Below are 19,310 nucleotides of genomic sequence, written 5' to 3' on the forward strand. Positions count from 1 at the left end.
GATAATTATCATGGTTTAAATTCCCCGGCTTACGCAAATTTGCTGTTAATATTTGAGCAAATTAGTGTTTTATGTCAAGTTGTTATCATTGTGGTGACGAATGTAATGCCTCTCCCATCGTATTTGAGGAAAAGGAATTTTGTTGTAATGGGTGTAAAACTGTTTATGAGATCCTTTCTTCTAACGACCTCTCCTGTTATTATGACCTTGAAAAAGCACCGGGGGCTTCTCCTCAGGAAGCCAAAAACCGTTATGATTTTTTAAGCAATCCTGATATTGCAGAAAGACTTTTAGAATTTAGCGATGGCAATATACAGGTTGTCAATTTGTATATACCACACATTCATTGCAGCTCGTGTATTTGGATACTCGAAAATCTTAACCGTTTGCAGCCTGCAGTGGTAAGTTCTCAGGTAAACTTTCCTAAAAAAACAGTGCGAATTACTTTTAACAGCGACCAGGTCTCTTTAAAGGAACTTATTATTCTGTTGGCATCTGTTGGGTATGAACCGTATATTTCCCTCAATGACTATGACTCCGGAAAAAAGAATATTAACCGAAGTCTTATCATAAAATTAGGGGTTGCCGGTTTTGCTTTTGGCAATGTTATGTTTTTGTCTTTCCCTGAATATTTTGAAGTTGGGGAATACTGGCTGGAGCAATATAAACATCTTTTCCGGTGGATCATGTTTGCTTTTTCAGTACCGGTAGTCTTTTATTCGGGTAGTGATTACTTTGTGGCGGCTGTAAAAGGGCTTCGCAAGGGTCTTTTGAATATTGATGTGCCCATTGCACTGGGGATACTGGTCCTTTTTGTACGTAGCACAACTGAGATTATTTTTGATCTGGGTTCCGGCTTTTTTGACAGCCTTACAGGGCTTGTTTTTTTCCTTTTACTGGGCCGGTTTTTTCAGCAAAAAACCTATAGCTTTCTTTCTTTTGAGCGGGATTATAAATCATACTTCCCCATTGCAGTAACACGAATAAAAACTGATAAAACCGAAGAAAACATTCAGGTGTACGATATTGAGCCGGGAGACCGGTTGCTTATACGAAACCTGGAACTCATTCCGGTAGATGGTATTTTGTGTAAGGGTGACGCCCGTATTGATTATAGTTTCGTTACCGGTGAGTCCAGAGCGGTGCGAAAAGAATCAGGTGACAAACTGTATGCCGGAGGTAAACAGCTATCTGGTGTTATTGAAATGGAAGCCATAAAATCGGTACAGCAAAGTTACCTTACACAATTGTGGAGTAACTCTGTATTTCAAAGAGATAAATCAGACACCTTTCAAACACTTACCAATGCCATAAGCAAAAGATTTACATATATAGTTCTTTCTATAGCCATCATATCTTCTGTATTCTGGTTATTTTATTATCCTCCAAAAGCACTTAACGTGTTTACCGCAGTACTTATTATTGCCTGCCCCTGTGCTATTGCGCTCGCTGCACCTTTCACAATGGGAAACCTTCTGCGTATTTTTGGGAAACGCAGGTTTTATCTCAAAAACGCTACTGTAATTGAGCAGATAGCCAAAACCAATGCCATTGTATTTGATAAGACCGGTACTATTACCACCCATAAAGAACAATCGGTTCAGTATAACGGCACACCTCTTAATGGTGAAGAAGAAAAGCTGTTAAAAAATACTCTCAGAGCTTCGAGCCATCCGCTAAGCCGGCAACTTTACGAATTACTGGATGCCCATCAAATCACTACACTGGACAACTATAACGAATATATTGGCAAGGGCCTGGAGGCCTCACTCGAAGGAAGAAGTATAAAAGTTGGGTCGGCCTCATACGTAGGCTCTCCTACCCAAATATCTGAACTTAATACATCTGTACATATTAGCACGGATAATACTTATAAAGGCCATTACGTTTTTTACAATCAATACCGGGAAGGTATGACCGATGTTTTTGAAGAGCTTTCTAAAACTCACAGCATAAGCATTCTATCTGGAGACAATGCAGGTGAAAAATCGCGGTTACAAGAATTGCTCCCCGAAGGCGTATCATACCATTTCAATCAAAAACCAGATCTTAAACTGGAATACATCCAGTCTTTACAAGAAACCGGTTTTGAAGTGATCATGATAGGTGATGGACTCAATGATGCGGGAGCCCTGGCCCAAAGCAATGTGGGAATAGCCGTTTCAGAAAACGTAAATGTTTTTTCCCCGGCCTGCGATGCAATTATGGATGCTTCAGTCTTTCATAAGTTACCAGACTTTTTAAAGGCTTCTAAACGAGCGGTCTCTATAGTTAAGTGGAGTTTTGTACTCTCTTTGCTTTACAATATTACCGGACTCTATTTTGCGGTTACGGGACAACTGGAACCTGTGATAGCAGCCATTTTGATGCCATTAAGCTCGATAAGTATTGTTGTCTTTACAACAATTGCTACAAACTTTTTAGGACGAAGGTTAAAATGATCCTTAAAGCTGACATTCGTCATTTTTTAAGAAGTCATTCACAAATACTTTTACGCAATAATTCATTTTAGATTATGAGTGTCATCTATGTTTTACTTACCATCAGCATTATCGTAGCCATTTTTTTCTTCGTGATCTTCATCTTTTCCGTAAAAAGCGGTCAGTTTGATGATGTATATACCCCATCAGTACGTATGCTGTTTGAAGACGAAATTATCAAACAAACAACAACAAATAAAAAGCAAACAACCCATTCAGAAAAACAAGAATAAGTTATGGAAGTACAACAGTTCTATTACGATAATAAAATCGTTAAAAAGTTCATCTATGCGACACTCTTCTGGGGTGTCATTGGGATGACCGTGGGCCTATTGCTGGCCTTTATGTTTTTATTCCCAAATATTACGGATGGCATCTCATGGCTGAGTTTCGGCCGACTGCGTCCGCTGCACACAAATGCAGTGATTTTCGCATTTGTAGGGAACGCCATTTTTGCAGGTGTTTACTACTCGCTGCAGCGACTGCTCAAAGCACGTATGTTCAGTGATGCTTTAAGTAACATCAATTTTTGGGGATGGCAATTAATCATAGTTGCTGCTGCCCTTACGCTTCCTCTCGGTTATACTACTTCAAAAGAGTACGCTGAGCTGGAATGGCCAATCGATATTGCCATAGCCGTAGTTTGGGTTGTCTTTGGCTGGAATATGATTGGCACCATTCTAAAAAGAAGACAGCGCCACCTGTACGTAGCTATTTGGTTTTACCTTGCTACATTCGTTACCGTAGCGGTGCTTCATATTTTTAACAGTCTTGAACTGCCGGTAAATGCGCTTAAAAGTTACTCTGTTTACGCAGGTGTACAGGACGCACTGGTACAGTGGTGGTACGGTCACAATGCGGTGGCATTCTTTCTTACCACTCCTTTCCTGGGGCTTATGTACTATTTTGTACCTAAAGCTGCCAATCGTCCGGTATATTCTTACCGACTCTCTATTGTTCACTTCTGGTCACTCATTTTTATATACATCTGGGCCGGTCCTCACCACCTTCTGTACTCTGCACTGCCAGACTGGGCACAAAACCTGGGGGTTACCTTCTCAGTAATGCTTATTGCGCCTTCATGGGGTGGTATGATAAACGGTTTATTAACCCTGAGAGGTGCATGGGATCGTGTACGAACAGATCCTGTACTTAAATTTATGGTGGTAGCTATTACCGGTTACGGTATGGCCACTTTTGAGGGGCCTATGCTTTCACTTAAAAACGTAAATGCCATTGCGCACTTTAGTGACTGGATCATAGCACACGTACACGTAGGAGCTCTTGCATGGAACGGATTCTTAGCATTTGGTATGGCCTACTGGCTGGTACCTCGCCTGTTTAAAACCAAATTATGGTCAACCGGGCTTGCCAATGTTCACTTCTGGGTAGGTACACTCGGTATTATCATGTATGCACTACCAATGTACGTTTCAGGATTTACCCAGGCTTCTATGTGGAAACAATTTAACCCTGACGGTACCCTGGTTTACGGTAACTTCTTAGAAACTGTTACCCAGATCATACCTATGTACTGGATGCGTGCTATTGGAGGTACATTATATTTAACAGGTATGCTCATTATGTTATACAACATAATTAAAACGGTAAGAAACGGGAGCGCCGTTACCGATGAGCTTGCAGAAGCTGCACCTCTTAACAGAGTTACCAAAAAACGTGTTGCCGGAGAAGGATATCATACCTGGTTAGAAAGAAGACCTGTAAAACTTACCATTTTCGCTACAATCGCCATTCTTATTGGTGGTATTGTTCAAATTGTACCCACTATTATGGTTAAATCCAATATTCCAACCATTACCAGTGTAAAACCATATACACCTCTTGAGCTGGAAGGAAGAGATTTATACATACGTGAAGGCTGCGTTTCATGCCACTCACAGCTTATTCGTCCGTTTAGGAGTGAAACCGAACGTTACGGAGAATACTCCAAAGCCGGAGAGTATGTGTACGACCATCCTTTCTTATGGGGTAGTAAGCGTACTGGGCCTGATTTAATGCGAATAGGTGGAAAGTACTCAGATAACTGGCACCTCAATCACTTCTATGATCCGCAGACCACTTCTTCCGGTTCTATTATGCCGTCTTATAAATGGCTTATACGCAACAAACACGACAGAAGTGAGATTCAGGATAAAATGAAGACCATGGTAACTCTGGGAGTTCCCTACACTGAAGAAGATATCGCAAATGCGCAGGAGTCTATGAATGCACAGGCCATGCAAATTGAACAAAACCTTTACAGTGATCCTGATTTTGCAGAAACCTATGAAGCAGATAAAAAATATGCACGGGATAACGGGCTGGACTTTGTAGAGATGAAAGATCGGGAAGTAGTAGCGCTTATTGCCTATCTGCAACGACTGGGAACCGATATTAAAGTGAAAAATGCCGATGACAACTTAACGGCAGAAAATAAATAGTGATCTTAATTATAGAAAACAAAATATAGCATTATGTTGAAATTTGTTAAACATCATATGGCCAGCATAGAGGGAATAGAAATATTCCCCATTATTTCACTGCTTATCTTCTTTATTTTCTTCACCGTACTCTACTGGTGGGTGTTTAGTGCAAAAAAAGAATATATCAAAAAGGTGAGTGAAATTCCATTAGAAAACAACCAAAACAACCAGACATTATGAAAACCATTGCATCTTATTTAAGAATACTGGGCTTTTTGCTCGCCACCTTTATCCTCATGGAGCTTACTCTGGATACGGGAGAGCAATGGGCTATTGAGAAATACCCTGTAATCTGGGCTGTTTTGGGAATAGTTTTCCTCTTTATTTCAGCTATTGAAGTATGTATAGAGGCTTTTAAATCAGTTCTTTTCCGCAGCCTTAGTGCTGATGCTCAGGAACGGTATCTCGAGGCAGATGCGCTAAGAAAAGACAATCAGTTTGTCTGGATCAAGCGTATGTACAAAAAACTGGCCGGAGGGAAAGCCATTGAAGAAGAACATGAGATTATTCTCGACCATAATTATGACGGTATTAAAGAGCTTGATAACAGCCTTCCGCCCTGGTGGGTATATGGCTTTTACATTACCATAGTATTTGCTGTTATTTACCTGGCACGATATCATATTTTTGAAGGTCCTGATCAAACCATGGAATATGAAAGAGAAGTAGCTGCCGCAGAAGCTGCTATCGAAGAGTATAAAAAAACCGCTAAAGATCTGGTTGATGTAAATACGGTGGTAGTACTAACTGACGCTTCTGATCTGGCTGCAGGTAAAAATATCTTTCAGGTAAATTGTGTAGCCTGCCATAAAGAAGACGGTGGCGGAGGTATAGGTCCTAACCTTACTGATGAATACTGGATACTGGGAGGCGGTATTAAAAATGTATTCCGTACCATCTCTGAAGGAGGGCGTGACGGTAAAGGTATGGTGGCCTGGAAACAAAGCCTTAAACCTGCTGAGATTGCTCAGGTTGCCAGTTATTTACTTACGTTTCAGGGAACAACACCCGCAGAACCCAAAGACCCTGAAGGTGAGATCTGGGTAGATCCGGATGCTCCTGCAGAAACAGAGCCTACCAGTACCGAAGAAGAGCTTTTAGAGAAAGTAACGGATTCGGTAACGGTAAGTATGAATTAAAAAAACCGAAAACAAAATAATGGAAGCCACAGAAGAAAAGTTCAGAGACTCAATTGGAACTATTGACTCAGAAGGTAAACGCTCATGGGTATTTCCCAAAAAGCCAGTGGGAAAGTATTATGAATACAGAAAACTGGTAAGTTACTTTCTTTTGGCATTCCTTTTTGCTGCTCCCTTTATTAAAATTAACGGGAATCAGTTTTTAATGTTCAATGTGTTAGAAAGGCGCTTCAATATTTTTGGAGCTCCTTTCTGGCCACAGGACTTTCACCTATTTGTGATCATGATGATCATTGGAGTGGTCTTTGTTGTATTTTTTACAGTAGCCTATGGACGTATTTTCTGTGGTTGGATCTGCCCGCAAACCATATTTATGGAAATGGTTTTCAGGCGTATTGAATATTGGATTGAAGGCGATCGTGGTAAACAAATACGCTTGTCCAAACAGCCCTGGAACGGAGAAAAAATACGTAAAAAGGTTGTGAAATGGAGTATTTTTGCCATTATCTCATTTCTAATAGCAAATGTATTCCTCGCCTACCTTATAGGAAGTGACAGCCTGATAAGATATATCTCTGAAGGACCAACAGCCCATATGAGCACTTTTATTTCACTATCCATTTTTACCGCTGTTTTTTACTTCATTTTTTCATGGTTTCGTGAGCAGGTATGTATCATAGCATGTCCTTACGGAAGGCTGCAGGGGGTACTGCTGGACAATAAATCTATAGTAGTTGCGTACGATTACATAAGAGGAGAAAAAGAGGTAGGGCGTGCCAAATTCAAAAAGAACGAAGATCGTGTTGCTTCTGGTAAAGGTGACTGTATTGATTGTTTTCAGTGTGTACATGTTTGCCCAACCGGAATAGACATTAGAAACGGTACGCAGTTAGAATGTGTTAACTGTACTGCCTGTATTGATGCCTGTGACAGTATCATGGAAAGTGTTAATCTTCCCAAAGGCCTCATTAGATACGCAAGTATTGATAATATAGAAAAGAAAGCAAAGTTCAAATTCTCTACCCGTTTAAAAGGGTACACCGCCGTATTGGGTATTTTGATCGCCGTATTCACGGGAATGCTTTTCCTCAGGAACGATCTGGAAGCCAATATTCTTAGGCTGCCCGGGCAATTGTACGAGCACAAAGGAGATAACATGATAAGTAATGTGTACACCTACAAACTGGTCAATAAGACCACAAATGAAATTGAGGATGTCCACTTTAAGTTACTATCTCATAACGGTACCATTGAGTTGGTAACCCATAAAAACTTTACAGTTCCTGCCCAGGATCTTGCAGAAGGTACACTCTTTATTGAAATTAACCAGGCAGCCCTTAAAGGAGACAAAGACCGGTTAGAAATAGGAGTGTATAGTGGTGACGAACTCATTGAAACCACCACTACCGCTTTCCTGGGGCCCAGAAGTTACAATTAGAAAAATAAGTTTACTAACAAAAAAGATACGTATTATGAAAATAAACTGGGGAACAAGTATTGTTATAGCATTCGTTCTTTTTATTGGGTTTATCATGTATTTCGTCATTCCTATGATGACCAGCGAAGAATACAGTCATGACCTGGTAACTGAACAATACTATAAAAAAGAGCTCGACTTCCAAAAAGAAGTGGATGCTGAAAAAAAAGCTATTGCAGATAACAAGACCATACAGGTAAAAAAAGTATCTGAAGGGTTATACGTATCTTTTCCTTCAGATCTCTCTCCTGGTAAGATATCAGGAAATATATTCCTATACAGGCCATCCGACAAAAAAATGGATTTTAAAGTTCCTCTGGTTTTGTCTGATACTAATTTGCTCATACCTGGCAAAAACCTCGCGGATGGCCGTTGGAATATTACCATTCAATGGGAATACATGGGCGAATCATACATGCTAAAAAAACAGATTACTTATTAACTATTCATGTTATATACGGCTATTATATTAGGGCTTTTAGGAAGTTTTCACTGCATAGGCATGTGTGGCCCCATAGCTTTTATGCTGCCGTTACGAAATACAGGGAAATCCAGTAAAATAGTAAAAATACTATTGTATCATACGGGCAGGCTTATGGCTTACGGGCTGCTGGGGCTTATTTTTGGTGTTCTTGGAAAAGGCTTGTATCTGTTTGGTATGCAACAGCGTTTATCACTTTTAATTGGCATTTTAATGATTATTGTCGTATTGCTACCTATACAAATTTTTAATAAGTATAATTTTTCAAAGCCTGCTTTCAGATTAGTAACACGTATCAAATCTGGCCTGGGTAATGCTCTGAAAAAACAAACCGCAGATACCTTTCTCACTATAGGGCTCTTGAATGGCTTATTACCCTGCGGACTTGTATATATGGCAATTTTTGGAGCCATTGCCACCGGAGATGCCGCGCAGGGGGTGTTGTATATGGTGCTCTTTGGTGCGGGAACCATGCCTCTTATGACACTTGCCGTTTATGCAGGCAACTTTTTATCTGGAGCAGCAAGAAAGCGCATTACCAAAGCAATTCCTTATATTATTATAATTATTGGTATTTTATTTATAATTCGAGGACTGGGACTCGGTATTCCTTACCTGTCTCCACAACCTGCTGTTGAAACAGCTTCCTCCTCTATAGAATGCCATTAATATTACAGTAGCTATTATGAAAAACAATTTCCAAAAAATCATACAATCTGAAACACCCGTGCTCGTAGATTTTTATGCAGACTGGTGTGGTCCCTGTAAGATGTTAGCTCCCATTCTTGAAGAGGTAAAACAGGATTTGGGAGATGCTGTAAAAATCATAAAGATTGATGTGGATAAAAATCCAAAGGTAGCGGCCGCTTACCAGATACGCGGCGTACCTACCATGATTCTTTTTAAAAATGGCAACCCTTTATGGCGACAATCCGGAGTACTTCAAAAAAACCATATTGTTCAAGTCATTAAGTCGCATAGTCAATAATTTTTTCCGTAATTTACAAGGCCGTAGTCTTCATTTTTTGTAATCAATAAATTTCTCAATGAGTGTACATATAGAAGCGAAACCGGGAGCTATTGCCGATGCTGTTCTATTACCTGGTGACCCCCTGCGCGCGCAATGGATAGCCGAAAACTTCCTTTCCAACCCCATATGCTATAATCGCATACGTGGTATGTGGGGATATACTGGCACCTATAAAGGTAAGCAGATCTCTGTTCAGGGAAGTGGTATGGGTATCCCCTCTGCTATGATCTATTATCATGAGCTTATTGTTAACTATGGCATAAAAAAACTCATTAGAGTAGGCACTGCAGGTTCTTACCAAAAACATGTGAACGTAAGAGACATTGTACTGGCAATGTCTGCTTCAACCAACTCTTCTATCAATAAAGCAAGGTTTAACCAGGCAGATTATGCACCTACCGCCCATTTTGATTTGTTTCTAAAAGCATGCAATTATGCTTCCCAACAGGGGATCTCTGTGAAAGGAGGACCTATTCTAACATCTGATGAATTTTATACAGATGATCCGGAGTATTTCAAAAAATGGGCTGCCTATGGAATACTGTGTGTAGAAATGGAAACAGCCGGGCTATACACCATAGCAGCCAAACACAAAGTACAGGCACTTTCTATACTCACTATTTCAGATTCTTTGGTAACTAAAGAAGAAACCTCTGCTGCTGAAAGGGAAACTACTTTTAAAGAAATGATCGATATTGCATTGAACATCGCGATATGACCAACCCGGCTTTTTGATTAATCAAAATGCTTAAACGGTCATAGAAAAAAGGCGGGTTTCCGGTTTCTTTCGCTGTAATCTCAAATCGAAAGCCATACACACATTTCGCACATAAGGTCTTCCTACTTCTGTTACTTCTATATAATTTGAGCCTATTTCTACCAAACCGTCATTTTCCATTTCCTTCAATTGTATAAGTGCTTCAGGCAGTTCGGGAAAAATACCTTCTTCTGTGTTCCAAGAGGTTTTGAACCTGCACATTATATTTAAAATATGCTTTCTAATAATAAGGTCTTCTTCATTGAGCAAATGACCTCTATATACAGGAATGATATTTTTTTCTAAAAGAGACTGATATTCCTCTACACCTTTCACATTTTGTGCAAAACCGTACCAGCTATCACTTATGGCAGAAACTCCCAGTCCTATCATCAACTGGGTTTTAGAAGAAGTATATCCCATGAAATTACGATGCAATGCCCCGGAATAAGAAGCTTTACAAAGCGTATCAGAAGGTAATGCAAAATGGTCCATTCCTATTTCATAATAACCATTTTCCTGAAGTAACTCTTTACCCAGTTCATACATGGTTCGTTTTTGAGAAGCCTGCGGAAGATCTATCTCACTAAACCCGCGTTGTCCGTTACCTTTTATCCAGGGCACATGTGCATAGCTGTAAAAAGCAATACGTTCTGGAGAGAGCATATTGGTTTTTTGAATAGTTTCTCTCACATGATCTACCGTTTGAAAAGGTAATCCAAATACAAGGTCATGCCCTATAGAAGTATATCCCACTTTTCTGGCCAAATCAGTAACTTTCTTTACATTCTCAAAAGGCTGGATACGATGTATCGCTTTTTGTACTTGCGGGTTATAATCCTGAACCCCAAAACTTACCCTTCTAAACCCCATATCATACAGCGCTTCCAGATGTGCCTCGGTCGTATTGTTAGGATGCCCTTCAAAACTGAACTCATGGTCAGGAAGTATGATTGCCCTTCTTAACAGGCCTTTCATTAAAAATGTTATATTCTCAGGACTGAAAAAGGTGGGTGTCCCCCCTCCTATGTGAATTTCTTTAATAGCAGGGCGTGACGACATCATTTGCACATACAGATCCCACTCTTTAAGAAGTGCTTTTATATAGGGTAACTCTACATCATGACGTTGTGTTATGCGTTTATTACAACCGCAAAAAGTACAAAGACTTTCGCAAAAAGGAAGATGTATATAAAGGCTTATCCCCTCACTGGCATTCGTCTCATTAAAACTCCGTTGCAATGAATTTTTCCACCCGTCCAGGGAAAAAGTATTATTATCCCAATACGGTACAGTTGGATAGCTGGTATATCGAGGGCCCTGAACATTGTATTTCTGAACGATATCTTTTTCACTCATAACTTAAGGTATATTTAATTCAAATATAGGGCGGCAAACATTTTTGTAACATGATTTTTATCATTTAGCAACGTGGTTTGTTTATGTAATTTCACACTAAATAAAACAATGACTTCTATGAAAAAAATATTTGTATCTATAATGTTTTTAGCTCTTCCAATGTTTATGTTTGCTCAAACCCTAGAAGGCCTTGAAGATGTTGGTCAGCTTTCTGAAGGGCTCATTGCGGTGAAAAAAAATAACAAATGGGGGTTTATAGACACTTCAAACAACCAGATAATTGGTTTTAGAGAAGATATCAGTGTAGAGAATTACCATTCCCGTAAAATGGAACCTTATCCCGTTTTTAAAAATAATCGATGTTTAATAAAAACCACCAAAGACGGGATACCCTTTTATGGCTACATAGATGCTTCGGGAAAAACCGTGATTGAACCAAAATTCCTCAACGCAACAAATTTCAACAATGGGTATGCCATTGCAATTTTAGTAGAGAAATCTGTTCGTGGTAAAAACGAATACCTCAATAAGGAGATCATTTCCTATGATTTTTCTGAGGTAGTGATCGATACCGAAGGGAATATAGTGATACTTCTAAGGGAGTTGCCTAAAATACTCATGTCCCAAAAGAGGTTCAAAAAACCGTATTCGGCTACGCATTTTTTAAGTGAAAAGCAAGTAGCTGTAGAAACCGGAGACGGTATGATGATAGTAATGCTTAAATAACAAATGTAACGCACATGGCACTCAATTTTACAAAGTTTGCCCAGGAAGGAAATTCTTTTTTAAAAGAATATACACATGCTCACAATTTGGGAGACGATACAGAAAAAGCGGGAAGAATACTCGCGGCCATATTACATGGGTTACGAGACATCATCTCCATAAATGAATCGTTACAGTTAATTGCGCAATTTCCCATGTTCTTAAAAGCAGTTTATGTTAACGGCTGGTCACCGGTATCCAAAAAGCCCAGAGTAAAAAGTATATCACAGTTCATAGATCTTGTAAGGGAACATAACGGGGTAACATCTGTTAATGATTTTGGATCTGATGAACTGGCATCCCGATACATAGACACTACTTTTATTATTTTAAGAAAGTATATATCTCTTGGAGAACTTGAAGATATAAGGACAGAATTACCCAAAGACTTGAAGAGTATGGTATATCACAACCTTATGTTTTAACAATACTCATCACTATCAGTAAGACGGCAGGCTTGTAACACCTGGTCGAGTCTGCTTTTATCGCGATATATCGTAATTCCTTTTAATCTGTATTTCCAGGCATATACATATATGTCATATACATCTTTTACGGTTGCCGTTTCTGGAAGGTTAATGGTTTTTGAAACAGCATTATCCGTATGATCCTGAAAAGCTTTTTGATGTAGCAAATGGTATTTCCAGGGAATTTCAAGACTGGTTTTAAAAAGCTTCCTCAGCGTTTTTGGAATTGAGGTAATGTGCTGTATAGTGCCGGTTTTTAAAATCTCTTCTTTCAGCTGTGCACTCCATAACCCTTCACTTTCCATAATTGACCTGAATACTGTATTCATCTCTGTTTGTGTTTTTCCGTTGAGAATCCCTTTGCGCTCATAAGCAAGGGCAAACAGTGGTTCTATGCTGTATGAGGTTTGCGCAATGACTGAAATAGTGCCCGTAGGTGCTATACTGTTACAGGTAGCATTACGACGTTTTAGGGAGTGAAGCAAAGTGCCCCTTTCTTTGGCAAGCACAACAGAGGTTTCGTAACTTTTTTCTTTTATGAACTTCATGAGAAGTTCTCCCAGTTCTACAGCTTCTTCAGAAGCATAAGGTATGGCAAGATAAAATAACAGTTCTGCCCAGCCCATAACGCCCAGGCCTATTTTTCGGTTAGTTTGTGTAATGGTTTTGATCTCCGGGAAGATATGGTAGTTCACTGTGATGACATTATCCAGAAACCGTATTCCAAGTTCAATGGTTTTTGCCAGTTTTTGCCAGTCTATTTGTACTGTATCCGGGTTAGTGCGGCAAATCATTTTCGATACATTTATAGACCCCAGGGTACAGCTTTCATAGTTCAGTAAAGGAACTTCTCCACAAGGGTTTGTACTTTGTATAGGGCCTTTTTCAGGAATGGGATTAGCATCATTTATGTGATCCAAAAATAGTAATCCGGGATCGCCGGTTTTCCAAGCTTCTTTTACAATTAACTTCCACAGCTTAAAAGCTTCTACTTCTTTTACAACAGCTCCTGTTCTCGGGTTTATGAGGGACCACATGGCTTTTGCTTCTACCGCCTTCATAAATGCATTGGTAATTCCCACTGAACTATTGAAATTCTGAAGACTAAGGCCATCAGACTTTGCAGTCACAAATAATTCTATATCGGGATGGTCCACATTTAAGATCCCCATATTGGCGCCCCTGCGTTTACCACTCTGTTTTACCTGCTCAGTGGCTGTATCAAATACTTTCATAAAGGCTATGGGACCCGAGGCTTCCCCTGAAAAAGCAACACGATCTCCCCTAGGCCGTATAGCTGAGAAGTTATACCCTGTGCCTCCTCCATTTTTATGGATAAGAGCCGCCTGTGTAAGTGTTTGGAAAATGCTTTCAAGATTATCCTTAACCGGCAGAACAAAACAAGCGCTCAACTGCTGGTTTGGCAATCCGGCATTCATTAAAGCAGGTGAATTAGGCAGGAATTCCAGTCGGGACATACTTTGGTAAAAAGCATCCTCCCAATGCTTTTTTTGATTGGTTTCTGCTTTTGCCACGGCCCGAGCTACACGCCTGAACATCGCATCCGGTTTCTCAACAATCACTCCTTTATCATCTTTTAAAAGATAGCGTTCCCTGAGTATTTGGAGGGCATTTTTTGTAAATTCAACTGCCATTTTTATTAATTAAGGGTTACTATTTGACCTTTTTACTTTAAACACTGTGAATAAAACTTGTTCTCTAAAATATGAAATTCGATATTTTTATTTCAGAACGGTAAGCTATTTACAGAGATAAACCGGTGGCAGATGCCAGGATATCTTTTAGTTCCCCGGTAGTTCCGGGATCAATAAGGTTCAGTGCTTTTACGTTACACAATTGCTCTACCATAGCGCTCCCTGCAAGTGTATTGGTCGCGATTCCTGTTACTATATCGGGAACAAAGTCAAATGCTTTCATAAGTCCCAGTACTGCATAGGGGTCAGAAGCACTTAAAATCGTACATTTTATATGTTCTTTAATCATGTTTATAGCAATACTTCCGTTATAAGGCTCCAAAGGGGAAGCGCCCACCTCAACCACCACAATATCTGCATGTTGCTGTTGTATGAGACTCAATAACCTTTGCAATCGTTCCTTATACTTCTTCGGCTCGCAAATAGAAGAAGGTAACCCTACATCGACAAAATCAAATACGGCATCTGCACCTACGTCTTTAATCGCTAAAATATCTTTATACCTCCCTGCTCCTGCCAGTTTGGCTCCTACCACTTTTAGTCCTGCTGCTTTGAGTAAATTAGTAACTATTCTGGCTGAGGTGGTTTTTCCTGCAGACATAGAGGTCCCCACGAATATAATTACCGGCGCAGCAAACGCAATATCGGCAACCTGGGGTATATAATCGGACATAGTTACTTTTTTACCCTGCCGCATTATATGTCCTTTATATTCTATTTTCATTAATGACGGGATAAAAGCCGATTTTGATGTCATTTTCCCCAGGAGTCCGGCGGCGGTGAGTACGTGCATTTGCAGATCGTCTTTAACTTCTTTCCAGGTTCCTGTAGCTTCTAGAGTAGCATATCTTTCTCCCAAAGCACCTATAATCAACTCTCCTCCTATAACTCCCCGCATTCTGCCGTTGGGCAGTTCTATGCTTAGAGTATTACTGCCGGCATCAATAATTTTAGCTGCAATATAATCGGCTGTTTCCCACTTTTCCCTGTCAAGAAATTGCAATGCAAAAGGGACTTGCGAAAGATTAGAAATACGGGTAAGCGAAGTATAGATATACGGTGTATCCATAGCTTATGTTTTTACATCTGCCAGTAATAGTAACGTTAACAAGGCAGTTCTTTCCGGCAGCTTTTTATAGAGAATGTATTCATGATTGGCATGCGCTCCGTCTCCCGGAGTACCCAAACCATCAAGAGTAGGTACCACCGTACTGGTGGTATTGGCGTCTGATCCTCCTCCGGCAGTAGCATCTTCCAATGTAATTCCAAGAAGTCGGGCCTTTTCAAGTGCTGTTTGCCATAAACGCTCATTACCCGGTGTTTTTTCCATGGGAGGGCGCCCTATACCGCCTTCCACCGTTAAGGTAACATCCTCCATAGCAGGAGTTAACTCTTTAATTTTTTTGGTAATGTATGCCCCGTCTTTTTCATTAAGTACACGCACATCAACTACCGCCTTACTTTCGGGTGCAATCACATTAGGAGAGATACCTCCTTCTATCATTCCCACGTTAACAGTGATTCCTTTTTCAAAATCATTCATACTGTACAGCTTTTGTACCTGATGTGACAATTCAACAATAGCACTTATGCCTTTTCCAGGATCAAGACCTGCATGTGCTGCTTTTCCTTTTACGGTAATGGTAAACCTCCCTACTCCTTTACGGGCTGTCTTTAGTTTTCCGTCAAGCCCCAGTGGCGGTTCCAGCACATAGGCCCTTACCGACAAATGTGCCAGTTTTTTAATAATGCCGGTGGACTCTATACTCCCTATTTCTTCATCAGAGTTTATAATAATTACAGGAGTGACAGACCAGGGTAATCCCAATTCCCGGATTATCCGTATCGCAAAAAAAAGCTGGGTAAGCCCCACTTTCATATCATATACACCGGGGCCTTTAAACTGGTTGTCATGTCTGCCTACAGGCATCATTTTTAACGTTTGTATCGGCCAGACGGTATCACAATGCCCTACTATTAATTGCAACGGGAGCTTCTTTTCTCTCTTTGCAGGACGGGCGTATAAATATCCTCCGGTTTCCCGGCCCGGTACCTGCAAACTGTAAAAATCTAATTCTGTAAATTTTTTTTGCAACAGCTTAAAAATAGCGGTTTGAGCAGCAGGTAAAGAAGATGGTGTTTCTATTTGGACCAACTCTTTCAAAAACTGAAGCATTTCCTCCTCTTTATCCAACAAACGAGCGTGAATTACATCTGCTATTTCTCGCTGAGTTTTCATCGTGTAAAACCTTTTGGGAACGGGAAGGCAAAAGTGTCTTTTATAACGGCGAAACGACCATCTGCAATATATGCCAACAAAGGATGTTGTTGTAATTGTTTCTGTTCATCCTGTTCCGAAACCCTTAAATAGAGAGTATTTACCCGGGCAGATAAAATCTCTCCGGTTATAAGACTGTTTTCTCCGAAACCATCAATAACTTTGAAAAGGCGGCACTCCAGATGCACATAAGAATCGGAAATTAACAACGCATCTATTTTGGTAGCTTTAACCGTTGCCAGTGCCTTGACCGTATATTCTGATTTAGAGTGTTCTGATTTTCTGGGAGATGCTGCTAATGATGTAGTTACCAACTGGTTTGGCATGGGGTAACTTATTGAAAACTCCTGCGCCTTCTGTACATTACCATAGGTTTTGTGACGTGGTGTGCACACAAAGCCAAAATAATTGTCAAACCCCATAGGTATTGCCAGGTGTTTAGGCGCCATATCATACCCCTTATCTTCTTTTGTACCTACTATAACCAGGGAGGCAACGGTAAAAAACCGGTTCCATATAGGGGCTGAAACATCCAGCGATATCCATTCATCATTCATAATTGTCAAAAAATATATGCCCCAAGTTACAAAAGCTATACAAGCCAGAAACTGATTTTCATCAGTTATAAAATATAAAAACGAATACTGTTTTTATTTTAAATTATTCCAAAAGAGAAGTATTAAGGAAGTTGAAACTATTGAGAACAAAAGAAGCAGATACCTTACGGCATCTGCTTCTGTAAGAAAGTATTAAATGCATTCATAACGCTTTTAATGAATAAAACTGTTTTTATCTCTAAACCCAGTACATCTTAAAAGGATATTGATACTTTTAACACCTTCTTTATTTTATCGCCTAAGAGGCGACAAAACTTGTTTTTAAGTCTCAAAAAACTAAAGAACTTTAAATCTATTAACCACTAACTGAAGCAAATATAATACGCTCAATCTAAGAGGAAAATGACAAAAATCAGTTTTTACATTTTTTTTTCTCCTTCAACATTAGAAAAGTATCAAGTTACCCTGAAAAACTGGCTTCCGGCAGATCTTCTGCAGCGATAATACCTCCTGCGGTAACAGCTTCACCACCTGACAGCTTAGTTAATGATTGATTGGTATTCCATAATGAATTGGAAAAACCCCAATGTAAACTTCCCGTTTAAAACTATCGTACAGCCTTAGCTCCTATATAAGCAAGCTGATTATACTTTTCACCCGGAGAAGCATTTTTACCTGCTGCTTCAGCAAGGTCTTTCATACCCGTTTTGGTAAATGTTTTAACAAAAGTTTTTATGAGCAGACCTGCGTTTTTACCATCAAAAAATAATGATCATATTACATTTATAAGAAAGGTATGCTAAATGAAAAGAGCTTGTTAGTTGTTGGTCATTCTTGTTCACAAACATGAAGGGTATGAAACAAAAAACAGGAAGCGCTCGCTTCCTGTTTTTTGTTTTAAAGATTAATTTCGTTTTACGAAAACCTATATACAGTTCACGTTAAACAATATAATTATTAATCTTCTTTTTAATTGTTGCCAATACTGGCCCCAAATCAAATTATTATGAAAAAAATGAAAATGAAAAAGCCGGAGTCAATATTGTAAATATACCGGACATGCACTTCGAACACCTTGTTACAGACCTCCTTTTCAAGTACGCCTATTAAAGTTACACGTCCGATACATCTACCTAAATGCCATTTATCTCAAAAAGAGAAAAAAGGCATTATAAAAATCCAACTGATTAAAAGAACGTATTCTAAACCTGTTACTAAAATAATTTGTCGGTAAATCAAAAAAAATGACTTATATCAGTTTTTAGCTTCTTTTTCCGGATTTTGTTTATTTTTTTTAATATGTGACGGAGTAATTCAGTAGCACACTTATCAGGGATACTTCCAAAGCAGCAATGCTATAGCCAATAGAAAAGAGTGTTCCAAATAGTTGTTCTCTTTCTCTTTTAGTATCTCCCTGCTTCCCGGTTTTTATTTTACTGCAAAATGTTTTTACAGTTTTTTATGGTTATGCTGAATACTTTTTTCGTGTAATACCAAAAATGGGACCTTTGTATGGTAGCTAATGTTCTCTACGGTAGGTCTGAAGAATATTTGCTGGAAAAAATTAAGATTCTTGGCCACCATAGCAATCATATCCACATCATGGGTTTTCACAAAATCCTGGATGGCATTTTCAAGCCTGTTATTGGTGGTTGTGTGAAATGTACACGGACAATCGCTGAGATATCCCAGGAGCAACTCTCTGTTAGCTACCTGTTCTGCATTAAGCTTTTCTTTATTCTTGGTAACAAAAAGTACATGAATATGAGCATTGTGCATATTACATATATGAACAAGGGTATCCAGAATATCGGCATTGTACAAAAGATTAAAGTCTGTAGGAAATACAATTTGGGCCGGCGATTCAAAAACAGCATCTTCAGGAATTACCAATTCAGGACAGGGTACCCTGGTAATAACATCGCCTGTATTACTGCCAATGACCACTTCTCTTAAACCGGAAGCGCCCTTGGTTCCCATCACAATAAGGTTGATCTCTTTTTCCCGGACAAATTCTTTGATGGAGTCTATCAGGTAATTATAATCAATAAGACTTATATAGTTATGCTTACTGTTACCAGACAAAGCTTCTGCTCTCTCCACGAGTTCATTCATTTTTGTCTCTGCATCAGAAAGCACAGTACGTTGTACGATCCTGGTATTTGGTGTATAGGCAATATCCCCCCCTACCATAGCATTTGGCCTGCATACATGCAGTATATAAAAATTACACCGCTCTTTCTTGAAAAAAGAAACAGCATATGAAACAGCGTTCCATGCGTTATCAGAAAAATCGGTGGGTATCAATACATTTTTCATTCT

Annotated in this window: 18 protein-coding genes; 12 read left to right on the plus strand and 6 right to left on the minus strand. The window is 39.5% G+C overall.

Translation table 11 applies throughout. From position 1 onward, the window contains the following. Nucleotides 1-71 precede the first annotated feature (71 nt). The 10 genes from WAO84_RS11395 to deoD all read left to right on the plus strand — a co-directional run bounded on the left by WAO84_RS11395 (nt 72) and on the right by deoD (nt 9,808). The gene (locus WAO84_RS11395; RefSeq protein ID WP_340065892.1) at nt 72-2,441 is read left to right on the plus strand and encodes a heavy metal translocating P-type ATPase; all 2,370 of its coding nucleotides are present in this window, start codon (nt 72-74) and stop codon (nt 2,439-2,441) included. Nucleotides 2,442-2,515: 74 nt separating this feature from the next. After that, the gene (ccoS, locus tag WAO84_RS11400; protein WP_340065893.1) at nt 2,516-2,713 is read left to right on the plus strand and encodes a cbb3-type cytochrome oxidase assembly protein CcoS; all 198 of its coding nucleotides are present in this window, start codon (nt 2,516-2,518) and stop codon (nt 2,711-2,713) included. 3 nt (nt 2,714-2,716) lie between these two features. Beyond that, complete coding sequence (gene ccoN, locus WAO84_RS11405; protein WP_340065895.1) at nt 2,717-4,921, plus strand: cytochrome-c oxidase, cbb3-type subunit I; 2,205 nt, start codon at nt 2,717-2,719, stop codon at nt 4,919-4,921. 33 nt (nt 4,922-4,954) lie between these two features. Continuing rightward, complete coding sequence (locus tag WAO84_RS11410) at nt 4,955-5,143, plus strand: CcoQ/FixQ family Cbb3-type cytochrome c oxidase assembly chaperone (protein WP_340065896.1); 189 nt, start codon at nt 4,955-4,957, stop codon at nt 5,141-5,143. Further along, on the plus strand, nt 5,140-6,102 hold the full coding sequence (locus WAO84_RS11415) for a cbb3-type cytochrome c oxidase N-terminal domain-containing protein (protein ID WP_340065897.1): 963 nt from the start codon (nt 5,140-5,142) through the stop codon (nt 6,100-6,102). Before WAO84_RS11410 ends, WAO84_RS11415 begins: the two co-directional genes overlap by 4 nt. Nucleotides 6,103-6,121: 19 nt before the next feature. Beyond that, nucleotides 6,122-7,540 (plus strand): cytochrome c oxidase accessory protein CcoG, encoded by a 1,419-nt coding sequence (gene ccoG / locus WAO84_RS11420; protein ID WP_340065899.1) that lies wholly within the window; start codon nt 6,122-6,124, stop codon nt 7,538-7,540. Nucleotides 7,541-7,574: 34 nt separating this feature from the next. Then, nucleotides 7,575-8,021: a FixH family protein gene (locus WAO84_RS11425; protein ID WP_340065901.1), complete on the plus strand. Its 447-nt coding sequence runs from the start codon at nt 7,575-7,577 to the stop codon at nt 8,019-8,021. 6 nt (nt 8,022-8,027) lie between these two features. Further along, a complete protein-coding gene (locus WAO84_RS11430; protein WP_340065903.1) occupies nt 8,028-8,729 on the plus strand; it encodes a sulfite exporter TauE/SafE family protein in 702 nt (233 codons plus the stop codon). 16 nt (nt 8,730-8,745) lie between these two features. After that, nucleotides 8,746-9,048 (plus strand): thioredoxin, encoded by a 303-nt coding sequence (gene trxA, locus WAO84_RS11435; protein WP_340065905.1) that lies wholly within the window; start codon nt 8,746-8,748, stop codon nt 9,046-9,048. Nucleotides 9,049-9,106: 58 nt separating this feature from the next. After that, nucleotides 9,107-9,808 carry a purine-nucleoside phosphorylase gene (gene deoD / locus WAO84_RS11440; protein ID WP_340065906.1) on the plus strand — a complete coding sequence of 234 codons (702 nt, stop codon included), beginning with the start codon at nt 9,107-9,109 and terminating at the stop codon, nt 9,806-9,808. Nucleotides 9,809-9,838: 30 nt separating this feature from the next. Here deoD and hemN read toward each other — a convergent pair whose 3' ends face one another. Continuing rightward, nucleotides 9,839-11,206 (minus strand): oxygen-independent coproporphyrinogen III oxidase, encoded by a 1,368-nt coding sequence (gene hemN, locus WAO84_RS11445; RefSeq protein WP_340065908.1) that lies wholly within the window; start codon nt 11,204-11,206, stop codon nt 9,839-9,841. A gap of 117 nt (nt 11,207-11,323) precedes the next feature. Between hemN and WAO84_RS11450 the strand changes: the two genes are divergently transcribed. Further along, on the plus strand, nt 11,324-11,932 hold the full coding sequence (locus tag WAO84_RS11450) for a WG repeat-containing protein (RefSeq protein ID WP_340065909.1): 609 nt from the start codon (nt 11,324-11,326) through the stop codon (nt 11,930-11,932). Nucleotides 11,933-11,946: 14 nt separating this feature from the next. Further along, on the plus strand, nt 11,947-12,396 hold the full coding sequence (locus WAO84_RS11455) for a DUF2267 domain-containing protein (protein WP_340065910.1): 450 nt from the start codon (nt 11,947-11,949) through the stop codon (nt 12,394-12,396). Here WAO84_RS11455 and WAO84_RS11460 read toward each other — a convergent pair. From WAO84_RS11460 to WAO84_RS11480, 5 genes are all read right to left on the minus strand, one after another. After that, a complete protein-coding gene (locus tag WAO84_RS11460; RefSeq protein WP_340065911.1) occupies nt 12,393-14,093 on the minus strand; it encodes an adenosylcobalamin-dependent ribonucleoside-diphosphate reductase in 1,701 nt (566 codons plus the stop codon). The genes WAO84_RS11455 and WAO84_RS11460 overlap by 4 nt on opposite strands. Nucleotides 14,094-14,202: 109 nt before the next feature. After that, nucleotides 14,203-15,222 carry a hypothetical protein gene (locus WAO84_RS11465; protein ID WP_340065912.1) on the minus strand — a complete coding sequence of 340 codons (1,020 nt, stop codon included), beginning with the start codon at nt 15,220-15,222 and terminating at the stop codon, nt 14,203-14,205. Nucleotides 15,223-15,225: 3 nt separating this feature from the next. Beyond that, on the minus strand, nt 15,226-16,392 hold the full coding sequence (locus WAO84_RS11470) for a M20 family metallopeptidase (protein WP_340065913.1): 1,167 nt from the start codon (nt 16,390-16,392) through the stop codon (nt 15,226-15,228). Beyond that, nucleotides 16,389-16,988 carry a flavin reductase gene (locus tag WAO84_RS11475; protein WP_340066008.1) on the minus strand — a complete coding sequence of 200 codons (600 nt, stop codon included), beginning with the start codon at nt 16,986-16,988 and terminating at the stop codon, nt 16,389-16,391. Before WAO84_RS11475 ends, WAO84_RS11470 begins: the two co-directional genes overlap by 4 nt. Before the next feature lie 1,449 nt (nt 16,989-18,437). Continuing rightward, the gene (locus WAO84_RS11480; RefSeq protein ID WP_340065914.1) at nt 18,438-19,307 is read right to left on the minus strand and encodes a universal stress protein; all 870 of its coding nucleotides are present in this window, start codon (nt 19,305-19,307) and stop codon (nt 18,438-18,440) included. Nucleotides 19,308-19,310 lie beyond the last annotated feature (3 nt).

It is taken from the genome of Ascidiimonas aurantiaca, assembly GCF_037646345.1.
GTDB lineage: Bacteria > Bacteroidota > Bacteroidia > Flavobacteriales > Flavobacteriaceae > Ascidiimonas > Ascidiimonas aurantiaca.

What these genes read in the sequence shown, in the direction of transcription:
- WAO84_RS11395 (WP_340065892.1), top strand. Translation starts at nt 72, where the DNA reads ATGTCAAGTTGTTATCATTGTGGTGACGAATGTAATGCCTCTCCCATC.
- ccoS (WP_340065893.1), top strand. Translation starts at nt 2,516, where the DNA reads ATGAGTGTCATCTATGTTTTACTTACCATCAGCATTATCGTAGCCATT.
- ccoN (WP_340065895.1), top strand. Translation starts at nt 2,717, where the DNA reads ATGGAAGTACAACAGTTCTATTACGATAATAAAATCGTTAAAAAGTTC.
- WAO84_RS11410 (WP_340065896.1), top strand. Translation starts at nt 4,955, where the DNA reads ATGTTGAAATTTGTTAAACATCATATGGCCAGCATAGAGGGAATAGAA.
- WAO84_RS11415 (WP_340065897.1), top strand. Translation starts at nt 5,140, where the DNA reads ATGAAAACCATTGCATCTTATTTAAGAATACTGGGCTTTTTGCTCGCC.
- ccoG (WP_340065899.1), top strand. Translation starts at nt 6,122, where the DNA reads ATGGAAGCCACAGAAGAAAAGTTCAGAGACTCAATTGGAACTATTGAC.
- WAO84_RS11425 (WP_340065901.1), top strand. Translation starts at nt 7,575, where the DNA reads ATGAAAATAAACTGGGGAACAAGTATTGTTATAGCATTCGTTCTTTTT.
- WAO84_RS11430 (WP_340065903.1), top strand. Translation starts at nt 8,028, where the DNA reads ATGTTATATACGGCTATTATATTAGGGCTTTTAGGAAGTTTTCACTGC.
- trxA (WP_340065905.1), top strand. Translation starts at nt 8,746, where the DNA reads ATGAAAAACAATTTCCAAAAAATCATACAATCTGAAACACCCGTGCTC.
- deoD (WP_340065906.1), top strand. Translation starts at nt 9,107, where the DNA reads ATGAGTGTACATATAGAAGCGAAACCGGGAGCTATTGCCGATGCTGTT.
- hemN (WP_340065908.1), bottom strand. Translation starts at nt 11,206, where the DNA reads ATGAGTGAAAAAGATATCGTTCAGAAATACAATGTTCAGGGCCCTCGA.
- WAO84_RS11450 (WP_340065909.1), top strand. Translation starts at nt 11,324, where the DNA reads ATGAAAAAAATATTTGTATCTATAATGTTTTTAGCTCTTCCAATGTTT.
- WAO84_RS11455 (WP_340065910.1), top strand. Translation starts at nt 11,947, where the DNA reads ATGGCACTCAATTTTACAAAGTTTGCCCAGGAAGGAAATTCTTTTTTA.
- WAO84_RS11460 (WP_340065911.1), bottom strand. Translation starts at nt 14,093, where the DNA reads ATGGCAGTTGAATTTACAAAAAATGCCCTCCAAATACTCAGGGAACGC.
- WAO84_RS11465 (WP_340065912.1), bottom strand. Translation starts at nt 15,222, where the DNA reads ATGGATACACCGTATATCTATACTTCGCTTACCCGTATTTCTAATCTT.
- WAO84_RS11470 (WP_340065913.1), bottom strand. Translation starts at nt 16,392, where the DNA reads ATGAAAACTCAGCGAGAAATAGCAGATGTAATTCACGCTCGTTTGTTG.
- WAO84_RS11475 (WP_340066008.1), bottom strand. Translation starts at nt 16,988, where the DNA reads ATGAATGATGAATGGATATCGCTGGATGTTTCAGCCCCTATATGGAAC.
- WAO84_RS11480 (WP_340065914.1), bottom strand. Translation starts at nt 19,307, where the DNA reads ATGAAAAATGTATTGATACCCACCGATTTTTCTGATAACGCATGGAAC.